The organism is Aeromonas bivalvium (genome assembly GCF_046078285.1).
Taxonomy (GTDB): domain Bacteria; phylum Pseudomonadota; class Gammaproteobacteria; order Enterobacterales; family Aeromonadaceae; genus Aeromonas; species Aeromonas bivalvium.
Map to the genome: position 1 here is coordinate 1 of NZ_JBGXBV010000012.1, position 17340 is coordinate 17340.

At 64.2% G+C, this 17340-nt stretch carries 15 protein-coding genes; 8 read left to right on the forward strand and 7 right to left on the reverse strand.

Annotated elements, in window-relative coordinates; genetic code table 11:
• Positions 1-456 precede the first annotated feature (456 nt).
• The 3 genes from erpA to clcA form a co-directional block, all read right to left on the reverse strand.
• Entirely contained in the window at positions 457-807 is a 351-nt protein-coding gene (erpA, locus tag ACEUCR_RS18725) for an iron-sulfur cluster insertion protein ErpA (protein ID WP_041994731.1), read from the reverse strand.
• Positions 808-877: 70 nt separating this feature from the next.
• Positions 878-1618, reverse strand: a complete 741-nt coding sequence (locus tag ACEUCR_RS18730; protein ID WP_374704018.1) for a DUF6776 family protein — start codon at positions 1616-1618, stop codon at positions 878-880.
• Between the two features lie 56 nt (positions 1619-1674).
• On the reverse strand, positions 1675-3069 hold the full coding sequence (clcA, locus tag ACEUCR_RS18735) for a H(+)/Cl(-) exchange transporter ClcA (protein WP_041994736.1): 1395 nt from the start codon (positions 3067-3069) through the stop codon (positions 1675-1677).
• A 208-nt stretch (positions 3070-3277) separates the two neighbouring features.
• Here clcA and hemL point away from each other — a divergent pair, with 208 nt between their 5' ends.
• Positions 3278-4567, forward strand: a complete 1290-nt coding sequence (gene hemL, locus ACEUCR_RS18740; protein ID WP_408791800.1) for a glutamate-1-semialdehyde 2,1-aminomutase — start codon at positions 3278-3280, stop codon at positions 4565-4567.
• Positions 4568-4815: 248 nt separating this feature from the next.
• On the forward strand, positions 4816-5577 hold the full coding sequence (locus ACEUCR_RS18745) for a hypothetical protein (protein ID WP_041994742.1): 762 nt from the start codon (positions 4816-4818) through the stop codon (positions 5575-5577).
• A gap of 526 nt (positions 5578-6103) precedes the next feature.
• Here ACEUCR_RS18745 and ACEUCR_RS18750 read toward each other — a convergent pair.
• From ACEUCR_RS18750 to hrpB, 4 genes are all read right to left on the reverse strand, one after another.
• Positions 6104-6778, reverse strand: coding sequence for an START domain-containing protein (locus ACEUCR_RS18750; protein WP_408791802.1), 675 nt, complete (start codon positions 6776-6778; stop codon positions 6104-6106).
• Positions 6779-6952: 174 nt separating this feature from the next.
• Positions 6953-7351: an SMU1112c/YaeR family gloxylase I-like metalloprotein gene (gene gloA2 / locus ACEUCR_RS18755; protein WP_408791803.1), complete on the reverse strand. Its 399-nt coding sequence runs from the start codon at positions 7349-7351 to the stop codon at positions 6953-6955.
• Positions 7352-7395: 44 nt separating this feature from the next.
• Positions 7396-9708, reverse strand: coding sequence for a penicillin-binding protein 1B (gene mrcB, locus ACEUCR_RS18760; protein ID WP_408791805.1), 2313 nt, complete (start codon positions 9706-9708; stop codon positions 7396-7398).
• Between the two features lie 123 nt (positions 9709-9831).
• A complete protein-coding gene (gene hrpB, locus ACEUCR_RS18765) occupies positions 9832-12297 on the reverse strand; it encodes an ATP-dependent helicase HrpB (protein WP_408791807.1) in 2466 nt (821 codons plus the stop codon).
• 87 nt (positions 12298-12384) lie between these two features.
• On the opposite strand from hrpB, the gene thpR reads away from it, so the two are divergent.
• From thpR to folK, 6 genes are all read left to right on the forward strand, one after another.
• Positions 12385-12915: an RNA 2',3'-cyclic phosphodiesterase gene (gene thpR / locus ACEUCR_RS18770; protein ID WP_041994757.1), complete on the forward strand. Its 531-nt coding sequence runs from the start codon at positions 12385-12387 to the stop codon at positions 12913-12915.
• Positions 12905-13663 (forward strand): DNA/RNA nuclease SfsA, encoded by a 759-nt coding sequence (gene sfsA, locus ACEUCR_RS18775; RefSeq protein ID WP_041994760.1) that lies wholly within the window; start codon positions 12905-12907, stop codon positions 13661-13663. The genes thpR and sfsA overlap by 11 nt, the downstream gene beginning before the upstream one ends.
• Before the next feature lie 102 nt (positions 13664-13765).
• A complete protein-coding gene (gene dksA, locus ACEUCR_RS18780) occupies positions 13766-14215 on the forward strand; it encodes an RNA polymerase-binding protein DksA (RefSeq protein ID WP_041994763.1) in 450 nt (149 codons plus the stop codon).
• A 131-nt stretch (positions 14216-14346) separates the two neighbouring features.
• Entirely contained in the window at positions 14347-15243 is an 897-nt protein-coding gene (gluQRS, locus tag ACEUCR_RS18785) for a tRNA glutamyl-Q(34) synthetase GluQRS (RefSeq protein WP_408791810.1), read from the forward strand.
• Positions 15244-15370: 127 nt separating this feature from the next.
• Entirely contained in the window at positions 15371-16843 is a 1473-nt protein-coding gene (gene pcnB / locus ACEUCR_RS18790) for a polynucleotide adenylyltransferase PcnB (RefSeq protein WP_041994769.1), read from the forward strand.
• Positions 16843-17340 (forward strand): 2-amino-4-hydroxy-6-hydroxymethyldihydropteridine diphosphokinase, encoded by a 498-nt coding sequence (folK, locus tag ACEUCR_RS18795; RefSeq protein ID WP_408791892.1) that lies wholly within the window; start codon positions 16843-16845, stop codon positions 17338-17340. Before pcnB ends, folK begins: the two co-directional genes overlap by 1 nt.

The following is a 17340-nucleotide window of genomic DNA, read 5'->3' on the forward strand; positions in this document are numbered from 1 at the left end:
TGTTCGACTTCTTATTGCTAAGAAATCGTCTTGGTCACTTCACCAGACATTGAAAATCAAAAATTAATTTTGATGCTCGATGCTGTGAGTGCCCACACAGATTGCTTGATTCAAATTGTTAAAGAGCAGGGTCTGAAACTATACCCCTCACTGGGTTGCTTTGCAAGCCAGACCAGCCGCGCACTGCGCCGTGCTGATGGGGTCGCATTATAGGGGGCAGGAGTGTGATGACAAGCATAAATTGCATGTTTTTTTGATAAATCACAATTTCGTTTAAACATTGAGCAAACATTGGTGGGATTCGCCGCACAGAGGCTCAATAGGGTCAGAATTTCAACGTTCCCTGACCTGAACCAGGTCAGGATGGTGGCTGTCGAGACCTGAACTGCATCCTGTTCATGTGCCATGCAGATGTGTAAAAGGGCCCCTGGGGGCCCTTTTACCTGACAGCGTGTGTTAGATGGAGAAACTGGAACCACAACCACAGGTGGTGGTGGCATTGGGGTTCGTTACCAGGAAACGCGATCCCTCCAGGCCCTCGCTGTAGTCGACGCTACCGCCGACCAGGTACTGCAGGCTCATGGGATCGATCACCATGGTGACGCCGTTCTTCTCCACCACGGTGTCGCCTTCATTGATTTTCTCATCGAAGGTAAAACCATATTGGAAGCCAGAGCAGCCACCGCCCGTGATATATACCCGCAACTTGAGTTCGGGGTTTTCCTCTTCGGTGATCAGGGTCTTCACCTTCTTTGCCGCCGCATCCGTCATCTGGATTGGCAACGGGGCTTCTGCTACTGCACTCATTACTGACCTCACAACCATGACATCCACAAACATGGAAACCGCGAAATTATCCAATACCCGACCATTTAGTTCAAGTATTCACCAAGCCAACCTCGCCCGGCTGGGTGGTGGTCGCCCCTGCCGGGGTCTGCTCGCTCGGGGCGCCCAATAGGGGTTTGAGCACCTGGCTCCATTCTACCAGCAGCTCCTGCTCGGGCTGACGGCCGTTTTTCCCTATGGTGATCCGCACCCGGTCCGGGATAAATCCTTCCGGCAACTGCCAATCCCCTTCCAGCAACTGAAAGTAACGCAGAGAGTAGCGTCCTGCTCCCGCTTTCATCTGCAGATCCCGCTCCCCCAGACTCCTGGGCTGACCATCCTGGCTGCCTTCTATGCGTATCTGGACCTGGCCGCGAAACAGCTCCCGCTGCTTGGATGGCTGGGTCAGTGCCAGGCGGTAGTGGTAGCGGTTGGCCACGTTGCTCTCTTGCACCGTCAGATTGTCGATGACCACGCCGCTCTGCTCCCCTTGCGGACGCATGATCCGCTCGAAGAAGGCCAGCTGGCGTTTCAACTCCTGGGTTTGTGTCTCCTGGGATTTGAGCAGTTGCTGCAGCTGTTCGAAGGCAGCCTGCTGGGTGGCGAGCCGGGTATCCTTTATCCCGAGTTCCGATTCGAGCCTGGCGATAGCCTCGGTCTGGCGCGCCAGGGTCTGCTGCTGTACCTCGAGCAGGCTGCTCTGGGCCAGTTCCTGGCGATTGCCGACCAGATATCCGCCCAGCAATCCCAGGGCAAGTGCCCCAAGCAGTAGCCACTTCTGTGTCATGGGCATATCACCTCGTCTGGCTCTCCCCTGTTCTGACTATATATGAGCATCGACCGCAACAATCAGCCCGCCTTGCTGGTGTCGGCGAGACGCAGCCGTTCGGCCATGCGCAGGGTGCGCTCCAGGATCTGGGAATACAGGGGTCGTCCCCCCAGCCACTGCGCCACTATGGTGGCCCCTATGGTGGTGATCATCATGGGCAGTATGAGCTGATAGTTGTCTGTCATCTCGGTGACCAGCACTATCCCGGTCACGGGGGCGCGCACGGTTGCCGCGAACAGAGCTCCCATGCCGGCGATGGCGAAGGCCCCCGGCTCTATGCCAAGGTCGGGGAAGGCGGCGTGAAAGATATAGCCAAAGACCAGCCCGAACAGGGTCCCCAACGCCAGGGTCGGTGCGAACACCCCGCCTGGCGCCCCCGAGCAGAAGCAGACCAGGGTCGCCACCAGCCGCACCGAAAAGATGACGAACAGGGTGGCCATCGCATATCCGCCGTCCATCAACTGGGGGATCAGATCTGTGCCCCCTCCCGTCACCGAAGGGACGAAGAGCGACAGCACGCCGAAGGTGCCCGCCACCAGCATGCCGATGGCAACGAAGCGGTGGCGCTTGTTCTGATGCAGGGCCAGATAGCCATCCTGACAGGCCAGCACCAGCTTGTTGAAGACAAACCCCAGCACCCCGAATGCCGCCCCCATGAAGAGAAACAGCCAGAGAGCCTTGAGGGCCGGGGCATCATAGTGGGGCAGGGCTATGACAGGGTGCTGCCCCTTCATGTTCTGCAAGGTCAGGGTTGCCATCACGGCCGAGATGGCGACCGCCTTGATGGCAAGGAAGGAGTAGCGAAACTGGGGACGCATCTCTTCCATCACGAACAATATGCCGGCCAGAGGCGCGTTGAAGGCCGCCGCCAGCCCGCCGGCGGCCCCGGCGGCCAGCAGGGCATGACCATGCTCCTTGGGCAGCCGGAAGAGATCGGCCACCATCTTGCCGACATTGCCGCCGATCTGGACCGAGGGTCCCTCACGGCCGAGCACCATGCCGGAGCTCAGGGTGCAGATGCCTCCGAAGAACTTGACCGGCAGCACCCGCCACCATCGCACCGGCCGCAGGTCCTCCATGGCGCCCTCAATCTCGGGAATGCCGGATCCTCCGGCCTCGGGAGCGAAGGTGTGGGTCAGAAAATAGCCCACCATGCCGAGCAGGGCGCTGATGGCGAACCCCATCAGCAGCAGTTGCCACCAGGGACGATCCGCCAGCAGCAGACCGCGCTGCGCGATCACCCAGCTGACGCCAGATTCAAACAGTCCGCATACCAGGCCAGCCAGGATGCCGACGATGGCGGCAAGCAGCAGCACCCAGAGCGGCATCTTGTCCTGCTGAATGAGCCGAAGCACCAGTCGAGGATGGGAGCCGGCCGGTACCGGATCAGATGAGAAGAGACTGTCTTGCGCCATGAGAAAACCCGTTGCCTACGGTTGGATAAGACCCGGCCTGCTGCCCACCAGAGGGCTTTCTGCTATAGTCGGCCCGTTTAAATGTCACTGGGCACCTGAGTGCGCCGGGTTGCGAGAAGCATGAGCATACCCTGTCGAGGCGCGACTGCCGAGCCTGGATCCGCCTCGCCCCCTGCAGTGACGGTCAAAATCCCATTAAGGATGATCCATGTCAAAATCAGATCAGCTGTTTGAACAGGCCTGCCAGACCATTCCCGGCGGCGTCAACTCACCGGTACGCGCCTTCAACGGCGTGGGGGGCACTCCCCTCTTCATCGAGCGCGCAGACGGCGCCTATCTCTATGATGTGGATGGCAAGGCCTATGTCGATTACATAGGTTCCTGGGGCCCCATGCTGCTGGGTCACAATCACCCGACCATCAAGGCCGCCGTCATTGCCGCGGTCGAAAAGGGCCTCAGCTACGGCGCCCCCACCGAGATCGAAGTGCGGATGGCCCAGAAGGTTCGCGAGCTGGTGCCTTCCATGGAGCAGGTACGCATGGTCAACTCGGGCACGGAGGCGACCATGAGCGCCATTCGTCTGGCCCGTGGCTATACCGGTCGCGACAAGATAGTGAAGTTCGAAGGCTGCTACCACGGCCATGCCGACTCCCTGCTGGTCAAGGCAGGCTCCGGCGCCCTCACCCTGGGCCAGCCCAACAGCCCGGGCGTCCCCGCCGATTTCGCCAAACACACTCTCACCTGCGTCTATAACGATCTGGACTCGGTACGGGACGCCTTCGCGCAGTATGGCGACGAGATCGCCTGCATCATCGTCGAGCCGGTGGCGGGCAACATGAACTGCATTCCGCCCCTGCCCGGCTTCCTGCAAGGACTGCGTGCCATCTGCGATCAATTTGGCGCCCTGCTGATCCTCGACGAAGTGATGACCGGATTCCGGGTCGCCCTGGGCGGCGCCCAGGCCCACTACGGGGTGGATCCCGACCTGACCACCCTCGGCAAGATCATCGGCGCCGGCATGCCGGTGGGCGCCTTCGGCGGCAAGAAGAAGGTGATGCAGCACATAGCGCCGACCGGCCCCGTCTATCAGGCCGGCACCCTCTCCGGCAATCCGGTCGCCATGGCGGCCGGGCTCGCCATGCTGGATCTGCTGCAAGCCCCCGGCCTGCACCAGCAACTGGCCGAGAAGACCGCTGCCGTCGCCGAAGGGCTCAAGGCCGCAGCGGCCAAACACGGCATCCCCCTCGCCATCACCCATGTGGGGGGCATGTTCGGCTTCTTCTTCACCGACGAGGCCGAGATCAGCCGCTTTGATCAGGTCAAGCGCTGCGACATGGCACGCTTCAAGCGCTTCTATCACCTCATGCTGGAAGAGGGTGTCTACCTGGCACCGAGCGCCTATGAGGCCGGTTTCCTCTCCCTGGCCCACGGCGAGCAGGAGATAGCCCACACCCTGGCGGCGGCGGATCGCTGCTTTGCCAGGCTGGCTCAGGCCTGAGCCGCGCCGAACCCTGTCTAAAAAGGGGCCGTTCGGCCCCTCTTTAACGCTAAACCGGGCGAACGCCCGGGCCCTTCTGCCCTGCCCCTTTGCACCAAACTGGTGCCAAACCTGCGCCTTGCCCCAAGTTGCCACAGGATCTCATCACCCGACCGCCACACAGGCGTCATCTCGGACCATCAATATGGGCCCATAACTTGCAGTCTCGGTGCAAGACACTGTTTCTCGGCAATCCTCTGGAGGTACCCATGGCCAATATGAGCCCCATCGACCTCATTCGCCGCTATCAGGAGTACGAGCCCGAGCTGCACCTGCTGATGCTCGGTTTGCTCCAGCACCCGGACAAGGCGCTGGCACGCTACCCCTTCGTACTGACCACGGCCCGCCAGGAGGGACCCGTCACCATACTGGCCCCCTACCCCACCGCCCAGGGCGAGCTGCACCTTCAGCTGCAGGGGGAAGGGCGCCTCATCACCCTCGACCTGCAGGGGCTGATCGCCTGGCTGATGGGGGACAAGCAACGCCGCAGGCTCACCCCCTGGTTCAAGCTGGTCTATGTGTTGCTCAGCGTGGCGCTGTTTCTCATCGTCGCCAGCCTGATCTGGCATGGCCTGCACGAGCTCTACCTGCTCGCCTGTGGCGAGAGCCGCAACCGGCTCGGGGCCTTCAGCGCCATCATCTTCCTGACTCTGGCGCTGGCGGTGTTCGATCTGGGCAAGACCATACTGGAAGAGGAGGTGCTGCTTCATAAGGACATCTTTCGCCACAGCGCCATCCGCCGCACCATCACCCGCTTCATCGCCGCCATCCTGATCGCCGTCTCCATCGAGGGACTGCTGCTGTTGTTCAAGGGCTCCCTCGGCCAGACCGAGCTGCTCTGGCCCGCGGTGGGGGTGATGGCCTGCGCCGTGGGTCTGCTGGTGGGCCTTGGCCTCTATGTCTTCCTCGGCGCCCGGGCGGAGGCGGCCCTGGTGCAGGCCAGCCAGCGCCCGGCACCGCCAGACAAGTAGCGCCATGACGCCCACGAGCATCAATCAGGGGAGGAGCCCGTTATCAGGGTGATTTCATTGCATGCAGGAATAGAGGGGAAGAATCCGAATATCAGGGCGATCTCATTGCATGCAGGAATAAGAGTGGAAGAACCCGAATATCAGGGCGATCTCATTGCATGCAGGAACAGAAGGGAAGAATCCGAATATCAGGGCGATCTCATTGCATGCAGAAATAGAGTGGAAGAATCCGAATATCAGGGCGGTCTCATTGCATGCAGGAATAAGGGTGGAAGAACCCGAATATCAGGGCGATCTCATTGCATGCAGAAATAGAGTGGAAGAATCCCAATATCAGGGCGATCTCATTGCATGCAGGAATAGAGGGGAAGAATCCGAACGGCTCTGCTATTACTTGTGGTCGGGGGCCCGTCCCTCGCCTCATCGACTCACCCCTGGTCATTTCGCGACGACCACTGTTGCCGATGAGCCCAAGCCCAAAGCGAGCCGGTTCATCCCGGCTCGCTTTTTAACATGGATCAGACCGTCACTGCCCGGACGGACAGAGCTGGGCCACCATGAGGCCGGTCCTCTTGCCGTCCTCCATCAAACGCTTTATTGCCACGAAACTCTCGAAGGCGGACCTGGCGGCAACCTGATTGACCAGCCAACCCGGCAGCTGGCCCCCGGGGTGGGTGTAGGTTTCGAGGCGAATCAGGCTCTCCCCCGCCCCGAGCGGCGTCGCCTGCCACAACCCCTGGCTTGCGCGGATCCGCACCAGTCCCTGGGTAGGAGGCAGCGCATCGGCGTCGGCCCAGACCCGCAGGCGCAGGCCGCAACCGGGCAGCCACTCGAGGCGGGAGCGGGTGATGAGCTCCCTGTCCTGTGCAGGCCAGGGCGCCGCCAAGCGGGTGTAGACCAGATCCTCCAGGGGAGTTGGTCTGGCGAGCAGTCGCACCTCCCGGCTGCCCGGCAGCCACTGCCTGTGATTGACCGTGTCCCGCAGCACCGCCAGCAGGGCGGCAGGCCTGGCCGCCACCCGCATCTCCAGCCTGAGGGCCTGGAAGGGGCCGGGGGGATTGGCTCTGGCCCAGAGCCGGACAGGGCCCTGCTCTCGCACCAGCGTCCAGTCGGAGGCGGCCCAGGCCCCGGTCCCCGGCAGCAGGCTCAGCATCAGCCACCCCAGCAGGGCGGCTCCGCGCCTCAAGCTCCCTCTTGTCATCCGCTTCTCCTGATCCTGTGTCGACCCTGGGCAGGGTCACGCCCTGATCTGCCTGCCGGGGCTATCCCTTGTTTCGAATGGGGGGTTGAGTGAGCCGATCTGGCGGCCGCCTCCCCTGCTGGCACAGCTGCCATCCAGGGCGCCATATGTCACTCAATGCTCCTTATATACCGCTCAGGGCTGTTCCACCAGCTCGAGGGGCAGGCCATCGGGATCGGCAAAGAAGGTGAAGCGGCAACCGGTCAGTTCATCGACCCGGACCGGTTCCACCGCGATGCCATGGGACTCGAGATGGGCCAGCACGGGCGCCAGGGCGGGCACCCGAAACGCCAGATGACGCAGACCGCATGCCTCCGGCCGGTTCGGTCGCGCCGGGGGGGACGGAAAACTGAACAGCTCTATCTGGCTGCCATCTGGCAGGGCCAGATCCAGCTTCCAGGATTGACGCGCCTCGCGCAGGGTCTCGTTGATGATGGGCAGCCCCAGCACCTCGTGATAGAAGCGCCGGGAGACCTGATAGTCGCTGGCGATGATGGCCAGATGGTGGATACCGCCAAGCAGGGGTGAACGCATGCAGACTCCGACAAAAATGGGCTGCCGTCGCAGCCCATCACAGGTTAGTTGAAGAAACCGCTGAACCACTGATCCAGGGCGCTGTCCGGGCTGCCACCGCAACTGGCGGGAGCCGGCAGACTGGCCAGCCTGGCCGGTACCTGCAGGCTGCCGGGGCAGTTGGCCGAGACCCGGGTGCCGCTGGTGCGGGCGAAGCTGGCCCAGCTCACCCCCTTGGGCATGTTGAGGGTCAGGCTGTTGACCCCCCGCTGGCCCAGATAGCCGCTGAACAGTTGGAGCGCACCGCTGGAGCCGGTCAGACCCGCCGGTGTGTTGTCATCCCGACCGACCCAGATGCTGACCAGCTCGCTGTTGTCCATGCCGGCGAACCAGGAGTCCCGCAGCTCGTTGGTGGTACCCGTCTTGCCCGCCATGGTGATGCCCGGGAAGCGGGCGGTGAGGGAGCGCGCCGTGCCCTCGCTCACCGTCTTGGTCATGGCGAACAGGGTGAGCCAGCTGGCATCCTGATCCGCGACCCGCTTGGCGCTCTGATCATGCTGATACACCAGCTTGCCATCCCCTCCCACCACGGCGCGAATGGCCGACAGCGGCTGGGTCAGGCCCTGGTTGGCGATGGGCAGATACATCTGGTTCACCTCCATGGGCGAGAGCGCCACCGCCCCCAGCACCAGAGAAGGATAGGGCTGGATCTCCTGTTCGACCCCCAGCTTGTGCAGGGTGTCGACCACCTTGTCCAGTCCCACCTGCAAGCCCAGGTTGACCGTGGGCACGTTGAGGGAGTGGGCCAGCGCCTCCATCAGGGGGACGCTCTGGCGGAACTTGCGATCATAGTTCTGGGGCGTCCACAGCTGGCCATCCTTGCCGCGAATGCGGATGGGCTGATCTTTGAGCGGCGTGCCCAGGGTCAGGCCGCTGGAGAGGCCGGTGAGATAGACGGCCGGCTTGACCAGGGAGCCTATCTGGCGACGGGCATCCAGGGCACGGTTGAAGCCGGCGTAGCGGGGATCCCGTCCCCCCACCAGGGCGACCACCTCCCCCTTGCGCCAGTCGGAGACCACCATGGCCGCCTCCAGCTTCTTCTTGCCCCGCTGCTTCTCTATGGTGGCCAGCCCCGACTCCACCGCCTGCTCGGCGGCGTGCTGGGCGATGGGATCCAGGCTGGTGAAGATCTTGAGGCCGGACTGGCTGAGCAGATCCCCGCCGAAGCGGCTTTGCACCTCACGCTTGAGCAGATTCATGAAGGCCGGGGTACGGCCATAGCTCATCTTGCCCCGGGTGATAATGCCAAGTGGCTGCTTGCTGGCAAGCTGGTACTCGGGCTGGGTCAGGCTGCCATGGTCTGCCAGCAGTTTCAGCACCAGATCCCGACGCGCCTTGGCCCGCTCCGGATAGCGCCAGGGATCGTAATAGGAGGGCCCCTTCACCAGCCCCACCAGCAGGGCGACCTGATCGATGTCCAGCTCGTTGACCGGCACGCCGAAGTAGAAGTAGGAGGCCAGCCCGAAGCCGTAGACCCCCTGAGAGAAGTTCTGCCCCAGATAGACCTCGTTGAGATAGGCCTCCAGGATCTCGTCCTTGCTGTAGCGGTAGTCAATCAGCACCGCCATGTAGGCCTCCTGCAGCTTGCGCCACAGGCTGCGCTCCCGGGTCAGGAAGAAGTTCTTGGCCAGCTGCTGAGTCAGGGTACTGCCCCCCTGCACCGTGCGTCCCGCCAGCAGGTTGGCCGCCATGGCGCGCATGATGGCCACAGGGCTCACCCCCCCATGCTGATAGAAGTCTCTGTCTTCCGTGGTGAGCAGGGTGACGAGCAGGCTGTCGGGCACCTCGGCCAGACGCACCAGCAGACGATCCTCCCGCCCTTCGGGATTGAGTCTGTCCAGCAGCACGGGGTCCATCTGGGCGTACCCCAGCTGGCGCTGGTTCTCCATGGACTGGATCTTGTCCAGCCGGGGCCCGTTGAAGGAGAGCCGCATGGCGCGCGCCTTGTCGGCGCCGTCATAGAAGTCGAACGGCCGGCGCACCAGCTCTATGGTATTGCCCTCCACCCTGTATTCGCCCGGGGTATGGGGCTGGCGCACCGGCTTGTAGCTCAGCATCTTGAGCTCGCGCAGCATCTGATCCCGCGACAGTCGCTGCCCCGGGTAGAGCTCCAGCGGGCGGCTGTAGACCATGACCGGCAGCTGCCACTTCTCGCCGTCGAAGCGCTCGCGCACCTTGGTATCCAGATAGATGCCAAAGACCACCAGGAAGGCGGCAACCACCAGGGATAGCTTGAAGCCAAGCCAGAACAGGGTGCGCCAGAGGGTGCGTTTGGGCGCCGCCTTCTTGGGCGTGCGCTTGCGTCGTTGGGTTGCCATAAATCCTCTTGTCGTTCTCCTCGCCATCCCGCTGATGCGAGCGGCCTGCGATGCCTGTTGTGGAGGGGGACTGTGCCACCGCCATCTTGTTCTGGTCGTGCCGACCGATCACTGCCCCGTCGGCTACTCCTGCAATCCCATCTTTTTCTTGGTGACCCGGGTCGGCATGGCCTCAAGCGGGTTGTCAGGCCAGTAGTGGCGCGGATAGCGCCCCTTCATCTCTTTCTTCACCTGCTCGTAGGAGCCCGCCCAGAAGGCGCCGAGATCGGCGGTGATCTGCAACGGCCGCTGAGCCGGGGAGAGCAGCTCCACCACCAGGGCCACCCGGCCATCGGCCACGCAGGGGGTGCTGGCCTGACCGAACATCTCCTGGATCCGCACCGGGATCACCGGGGCCTGGCCCGGCTGATAACGGATCCGCACCCGGCTGCCGGTGGGGGCGGTGAAGTGGCTCGGCAGCGCCTCGTCAAGCCGCCTGGGCAGGGGCCAGGGCAGGGACTGGCGCAACAGCTCGGAGAGGTTCAGCCTCTTGAGCTGCTCCAGCCGGGTCATGCCGCTCAGGGCCGGCAGCAACCACTCCTCGAGGCGCGCCAGCAGGCTCTCGTCGTCCATGGCGGGCCAGCCCTCGTCCGCCAGCCAGTCGGCCGCGCAGCACAACCGGGCCAGCAGTCCCTCGCTGCCCTCGTCCCAGGGCAGCACGTGCAACCCCTTGCGGCGGATCCCCTGCAGCAGACAGCGCCCCTTCTGCTCGTCGGAGAGATCCTCCAGGGGCCGCTGGCCGAGCACCAGCTCGCCGATCACCTGCTGGCGCTCGGCCCGCACCCGCTCCTCCCGCTCGTCCCAGTCGAACCACTGCCGTTCGCTCACCAGCTCGGGCAGCTGGCGCACCAGCTCGTCCAGCATCACGGGCTCGGCGATGAAGATGCGGCTGCCGCGATCATTTTGCCCCATCTCGACGGCGACCAACGCCTGGGCGCCCTGACAGGGATGACCTTCTACCAGATCGCAGCTCACCCCACCACTGAGTTGATAACGATGGCCGCTGCGCAGCTTGCCTATCCGGTCCGGCCAGGCGAGGGCGCACAGCAGGCCGAGCCACTGCCCCTGGGGACCGGGCTGCGCGGCGCCAGCCCTGAGCCCGAGGCGCTCGAACCAGCGGGCCGCCCCCTGGCGCAGGGCGCCCTGACGGCGATGAAACAGCACGCCGAGGCGCTCGGATCCTCGCAGATCCTCTTCCAGCAGTGCCACCAGATAAGCGGCATCGGCGACAATCCCTGTCAGACCCTCGGCCTCCAGCTCCCGGGCCCGCAGCAACAGGCGAGCCAGACGAGGATGGGTTCCCAGGGCCGCCATGGCCCTGCCGCCAGGGGTCAGCTGTTGCTCGCTCCCCGGCGCCATGGCCCCCAGGGTCACCAGCAGCCGCCGGGCGCTGGCCAGGGCCGCCGCCGGGGGCTGATCCAGCAGCGGCAGGCTCTCCACCCTGGCGCCCCACTGGGCGGCATCCAGCAGCAGACCGGTCAGCTCCTGGGTCAGGATATCGGGGGGACTCTGCTCGGGAAGACGCTCCTGCACCTCGGCGCTCCAGAGCCGGTAGCAGACGCCGGGGCCGAGGCGACCGGCCCGGCCCGCCCGCTGGGTGGCGGATGCCTTGGCGATCTGACGGGTCTCCAGCCGGGTGACACCGCTTCTCAGGTCGAAGCTGGCGCGCCGCTCCAGCCCGCTGTCGATGACCATGCCGATCCCCTCTATGGTGAGGGAGGTCTCCGCCACATTGGTGGTGAGCACCAGCTTGCGCTGACCGGCCGGCGCCGGGGCGATGGCGGCCTGCTGCGCCGCCATGTCGAGCCGACCATAGAGGGGAGCGAGGCGCACGTCGTCCGGCAGCCTCCCCTCCAGCCACTGGGCGAGCCTCTCAATCTCCCCCTGCCCCGGCAGAAACACCAGGGCGCTGCCCGGCCGGGCCGCCAGCGCCTCCAGCACCACGGCGCCCACCTGGGGCTCCAGCCATTGCTGGCGATTGGCGGGACGGTAGTGGTACTCGATGGGAAAGCTGCGCCCCTCGGCACGAATGACGGGGGCGTCCGGCAACAGCGCCTCGAGGGCCATGCCCTCTAGGGTGGCCGACATCACCAGCAGCCTGAGCTCCTCCCTCAGCCCCTGCTGGCTCTCGATGGCGAAGGCCAGGGCGGTGTCGGCATGCAGGCTGCGCTCGTGGAATTCATCGAAGATCACCAGGGACACGCCGGTCAGCTCGGGGTCTTGCTGCAACATCCGGGTCAGCACCCCTTCGGTCACTATCTCGAGCCGGGTGGCCGCACTGGTCCGGCTCTCCCCTCGCACCCGCAGGCCGATGCGCTCCCCCACCTTCTCCCCGAGCTGGCGCGCCAGGAAGCTGGCGATATTGCGCGCCGCGAGGCGCCTGGGCTCGAGCATGATGATGCGCCCGGGCAGCCGCTGCTGGCGCACCAGCTCCAGGGGCAGCAGGGTCGACTTGCCCGCACCGGGGGGCGCCTGCAGGATCACGCTGGTCCCCGCCTCCAGGGCGGCAAACAGTTCGGGCAACACGGCAACTATGGGTAATGGGGACAAAGCGGCGAAAACCTTCTGTAACTGGCTTAAAAACGCCGCCTATTCTGCCATAGAATGGGGCCCTGGCATCAGCGTGAACCCAAATGCATGTCCCGACTCTTTTTTGCCCTGCCCCTCGACGAGATCAGCTTGCCCCTCGTCACCTGGCGCGATCGGCTCCCCTGGCCAGGCCAGGGGGTGCCCCAGGCCAACCTGCACCTGACCCTGGCCTTCCTCGGCGAAGCCAGCGAGCAGCAGCGCGAGCAGCTGCTCGCGGCGGGGGCGCGCCAGCACTGCCCGCCCCTGACCATCGCCCTGGATCGCACCGGCTGGTTTCCCCGGGCCAAGGCGGCCTGGGTTGGCCCACGACAGTGGCCCAACGAGCTGACCGTGCTGGCGAGGGCACTGCGCCGCCACGGCGAGCGCATCGGCCTTGGCAATGGCGAACAGGGCTATACCCCCCATGTCACCCTGTCGCGCAAGGCGGGGGAGGCCCCCGCCACCCCGGCTCCCGACTTTCTCTTGCAGGCCACCCGGTTCTGCCTCTATCAATCCACCTCTACCCCGGATGGGGTCAGCTATGAGCCCCTGGCCTGCTGGCCCCTGCGACCACGAGCAAAGAACACAGATGGAATTTGATCCCCCCCTGCAATCCGGCCTGCTGCTGCGCCGGTACAAGCGCTTCCTCACCGACATACTGCTCGATGATGGCCAGGAGCTCACCATTCACTGCGCCAACACAGGAGCCATGACAGGGTGCGCCGATCCGGGCACCCGGGTCTGGTACTCCACCTCGAACAACCCCAAGCGCAAGCTGCCCCACAGCTGGGAGATAGCCCAGAGCCCGGCCGGTCACCTCATCTGCGTCAACACGGCCCGGGCCAACACGCTGACACGAGAACTGCTCGAGCGAGACGCCCTCGCCCCCCTCGCTGGCTATGACACCCTCAGGGCCGAAGTGAAGTATGGCGAGGAGAACAGCCGCATCGACTTCCTGCTGCAGGGCCAGGGCCGGGCGGATTGCTATATAGAGGTGAAGTCGGTGACCCTGCTCGACGAGCGGGAGGGGGCCGGCCTTGGCTACTTCCCCGATGCGGTGACGGCACGGGGCGCCAAGCACCTGCGCGAGCTGATGGCCATGAAGGCGGCGGGCCACAGGGCCGTGCTGCTGTTCATGGTGCTGCACACGGGTATCATTCGGGTTCGCCCGGCAACCTGGATAGATCCGCACTATAGTCAGCTTGTTGAGCAGGCTCGGTTGGCAGGGGTTGAAATTTTATGCTACCGCCCCCATCTTGGGGTGCAGCGCATGGAACCTGATGGATTTATTCCATTTGAATCTGTTTTGTGCGACCCGAGTGTGGCTGATAAAAGTGGGATTGGATAACATATTTGGCACTGCTCGTTTGCCTAGCCGTTACCCTTCTGCTATAGATACCGCCCTCAATTTATGGATGGCACGATTGCGTGCTGAATTAGGAGACAGGGCATGCCAACAGGCGAAATCAGGAAATCTCTGGGCCCCCTGGCCATTGCGGGAGTCGCACCTTACCAGGAGAAGCCGGGTGAGGAGTACATGAATGACCAACAGAAGGCTCATTTCCGCAAGATCCTGGGTGCCTGGCGCAATCAATTGATGCAGGAAGTGGACCGCACCGTCGATCACATGAAGGATGAGGCTGCCAACTTCCCGGATCCCGTGGACCGCGCCGCACAGGAAGAGGAATTTGCCCTCGAACTGCGCACCCGCGATCGTGAGCGCAAGCTGATCAAGAAGATCGAGAAGACCTTGCTGCTGCTGGACGATGACGACTTCGGTTATTGCGAACACTGCGGCATCGAGATCGGCATCCGCCGCCTCGAGGCACGTCCTACCGCCGATCTGTGCGTGGACTGCAAGACGCTGGCCGAGATCAAAGAGAAACAGATGGCGGGTTGATCCACCGTTTGCACCATCCGGGCCCTGGCCCGGTCGGAATAGAAAAGGGGGCACACTGCTCCCTTTTTTATTGAGCTTTTACCACCCCGGCGCGAGAATGGCGCCTCCATGCTTACCTCGTCTCTGTCGTCATGCCCCTGAATCCAGCCATCTGTGCCCCCTATGTGGGACGTTTCGCCCCCTCCCCGTCCGGTCCGCTCCATTTTGGCTCCCTGGTCGCGGCGCTGGGCAGCTTCCTGCAGGCCCGGTCCCGTGGGGGACGCTGGCTGGTGCGCATCGAAGATCTGGATCCGCCGCGGGAGATGGCCGGGGCGGCCAGCCTGATCCTGCAGGCCCTGGAGGCCTACGGCCTGGAGTGGGATGGCGAGGTGGTGTACCAGAGCTGGCGCCATGACCGCTACGACGAGATCATCGCGCGCCTCTATCGGGACGGGGATCTCTACTGGTGTCGCTGCACCCGGCGCGAGATAGCGGCCAGGGGCGGCCTCTACAACGGCCATTGCCGCGAGCTGGGGCTGGCCCCCCAGGGCTGCGCCGCCCGCATCCGCCAGCGCCACCCCGTCTACGGCTTCCAGGATGGCCTGCTCGGCACCATCCAGGTGGCCCCCGCCCTGGCAGAGGAGGACTTCATCATCCGTCGCCGGGACGGGCTCTATGCCTACAACCTGGCGGTGGTGGTGGATGACATGGATGCGGGCATCACAGAAATAGTGCGCGGCGCCGATCTGCTCGAGCCCACGGTGCGCCAGATCGCGCTTTACCAGGCGCTCGGGGCCGAGGTGCCCGCCTGGGTGCATCTGCCGCTGGCGGTACTGGGGGATGGCAACAAGCTGTCCAAGCAGAACCATGCCCCGGCCCTGTGCCTGGACGAGGTGAGACCCACCCTGATCCAGGCCTTGCGCTTTCTCGGCCAGCAGCCGCCCGAGACGCTGGCCGCCTGCCCGATCCATGAGATCATCGCCTGGGCCATAGCCCACTGGCGGCTGAGTCGGGTGCCGAAAACGCCACAACCGGCACCGGGAACCTGACCCCGGACCGCGCGGTTTTTCATTTGGTCAAGGCTGAGCTATGATAGGCCGCTATTTTTCGGCCACCCATCCAGCTGAACCAGGATAGGCCGCTGTTTTCAAGTCGGCCTTCCGTCAATCTGAAGTCATGAAGAGGTGTACCATTTTTTCCCAGATCGCAAACTTTTGCCGCAAGGTGCTCGGCAAGGAAGAGGGCGAAGAGTCTATCGCGACTCAAGAGCCTGTCCAGACTGCCGCCCAGCCGAGCGTCGGACCAAGACGCACGCTGAGCCGTGACCAGCACCCCATCTCGCGCAAAGAGATCAGTGAGAATGCCCTCAAGGTCCTCTATCGCCTCAACAAGGGCGGCTATGACGCCTATCTGGTCGGCGGAGGAGTCCGGGACATTCTGCTCGGCAGGACGCCGAAGGATTTTGACATTGCCACCAACGCCACCCCGGAGCAGATCAAGGCGCTGTTCAGCAACTGCCGCCTCATCGGTCGCCGCTTCCGCCTGGCCCATATCGTGTTCGGCCGCGACGTGATCGAGGTCGCCACCTTCCGGGGTCACCATCACCAGGTCAACAACAGCCGCCATATCTCGGCCCAGAGCGATGAAGGCATGCTGCTGCGGGACAACGTCTACGGCACCATCGAAGAGGATGCCGAGCGCCGCGACTTCACCGTCAATGCCCTCTACTACAGCGCCAAGGATTTCACCCTGCACGATTTCGAGGGGGGCATAGAGGATCTGGCCGAGCGCAAACTGGAGCTGATCGGCGACCCCGAGACCCGCTATCGGGAAGATCCGGTGCGCATGCTGCGCGCCGTGCGCTTCGCCGCCAAGCTGGACATGCACATCAGCCCGCGCACTGCCGCCCCCATCAGGGAGCTGGCACCGCTGCTGCAAGACATTCCGGCGGCCCGCCTGTTCGAGGAGACCCTCAAGCTGTTCCTGGCAGGGGACGGTCTGGCCACCTACAAGCTGCTGCGGGAATACGGTCTGTTCCAGCAACTCTTCCCCCAGGTTGCCGCCCTGTTTACCCCCCACGGCAACTCGCCATTCGAGCAGTTCATCGAACACGCCCTGACCGATACCGACACCCGGGTGCGCGAAGAGAAGCGGGTCACCCCCGCCTTCCTCTACGCCGCCCTGCTGTGGGGCTGTGTCGAGGCCCGGGCCCGGGTGCTGGAGAACGAGAGCGGCCTGCCCTGGCATGACGCCTTCATGCTGGCCATCAACGAGGTGCTCGACGCCCAGGTACGGATCATCGCTGTGCCGCGCCGCTTCACCACGGACGTGCGCGACATCTGGGCCCTGCAGAGCCGCTTGACTCGTCGTCAGGGGCGTCACCCTGAGCGCGCCATGGAACATCCCAAGTTCCGCGCCGCCTTCGACTTCCTGTTGCTGCGCAACCGGGTCGAACGGGGCCTGGGCGAGCTGGCCAGCTGGTGGGAACGCTATCTGGAGTCCAACCCGGACGTGCGCCCCCAGCTGCAACGGGAAGCGACCCGCGGCAGCGATCGCCAGAGCGCGGACAAACCCCAGGGCGAGAAGCGCAGCGGCAATGGCCGCAACCGTCGCCGCCCCCGTCGTCGCAAGCCCAGAGCGGCAGAATGATGACCGAGGTCTATGTTGCCATCGGCTCCAACCTGGCCGACCCCCTCGGCCAGGCTCGCCGCGCCGTCAGCGCACTGGCGGCCCTGCCAGAGAGCGCAGTGCAACAGGCCTCCTCCTTTTACAGCAGCCGCCCCATGGGGCCGGCCGATCAGCCGGACTACGTCAACGCCGTGATTCGCCTGACGACCCGGCTCCCCCCCCTGGCCCTGCTGGATCAACTGCAAAGCATCGAGCTGGAACAAGGACGTGTGCGCAAGGAAGAGAGATGGGGGCCGAGAAGCCTGGACCTGGATCTGCTGCTCTATGGTGACGAGTGCATCCAGAGCGAGCGGCTGACCGTCCCCCACTACGGCATGAAGGAGCGGGAGTTCGTGCTGCTGCCCCTGGCCGAGATCGCGCCCGCTCTGGTGCTGCCCTGCGGCACCCCGCTCAACGACCTGGTCGCCCGCTGCCCGCGCAATGATCTCGCCATCATAGCCCCGGCAGCCCACCCCTAG

Coding starts and splice junctions, on each gene's coding strand:
- dksA (WP_041994763.1), top strand. CDS start 13,766: ATGCCAACAGGCGAAATCAGGAAATCTCTGGGCCCCCTGGCCATTGCG.
- hemL (WP_408791800.1), top strand. CDS start 3,278: ATGTCAAAATCAGATCAGCTGTTTGAACAGGCCTGCCAGACCATTCCC.
- ACEUCR_RS18750 (WP_408791802.1), bottom strand. CDS start 6,778: ATGACAAGAGGGAGCTTGAGGCGCGGAGCCGCCCTGCTGGGGTGGCTG.
- ACEUCR_RS18745 (WP_041994742.1), top strand. CDS start 4,816: ATGGCCAATATGAGCCCCATCGACCTCATTCGCCGCTATCAGGAGTAC.
- sfsA (WP_041994760.1), top strand. CDS start 12,905: ATGGAATTTGATCCCCCCCTGCAATCCGGCCTGCTGCTGCGCCGGTAC.
- mrcB (WP_408791805.1), bottom strand. CDS start 9,708: ATGGCAACCCAACGACGCAAGCGCACGCCCAAGAAGGCGGCGCCCAAA.
- thpR (WP_041994757.1), top strand. CDS start 12,385: ATGTCCCGACTCTTTTTTGCCCTGCCCCTCGACGAGATCAGCTTGCCC.
- ACEUCR_RS18730 (WP_374704018.1), bottom strand. CDS start 1,618: ATGCCCATGACACAGAAGTGGCTACTGCTTGGGGCACTTGCCCTGGGA.
- pcnB (WP_041994769.1), top strand. CDS start 15,371: ATGAAGAGGTGTACCATTTTTTCCCAGATCGCAAACTTTTGCCGCAAG.
- gluQRS (WP_408791810.1), top strand. CDS start 14,347: ATGCCCCTGAATCCAGCCATCTGTGCCCCCTATGTGGGACGTTTCGCC.
- clcA (WP_041994736.1), bottom strand. CDS start 3,069: ATGGCGCAAGACAGTCTCTTCTCATCTGATCCGGTACCGGCCGGCTCC.
- erpA (WP_041994731.1), bottom strand. CDS start 807: ATGAGTGCAGTAGCAGAAGCCCCGTTGCCAATCCAGATGACGGATGCG.
- gloA2 (WP_408791803.1), bottom strand. CDS start 7,351: ATGCGTTCACCCCTGCTTGGCGGTATCCACCATCTGGCCATCATCGCC.
- folK (WP_408791892.1), top strand. CDS start 16,843: ATGACCGAGGTCTATGTTGCCATCGGCTCCAACCTGGCCGACCCCCTC.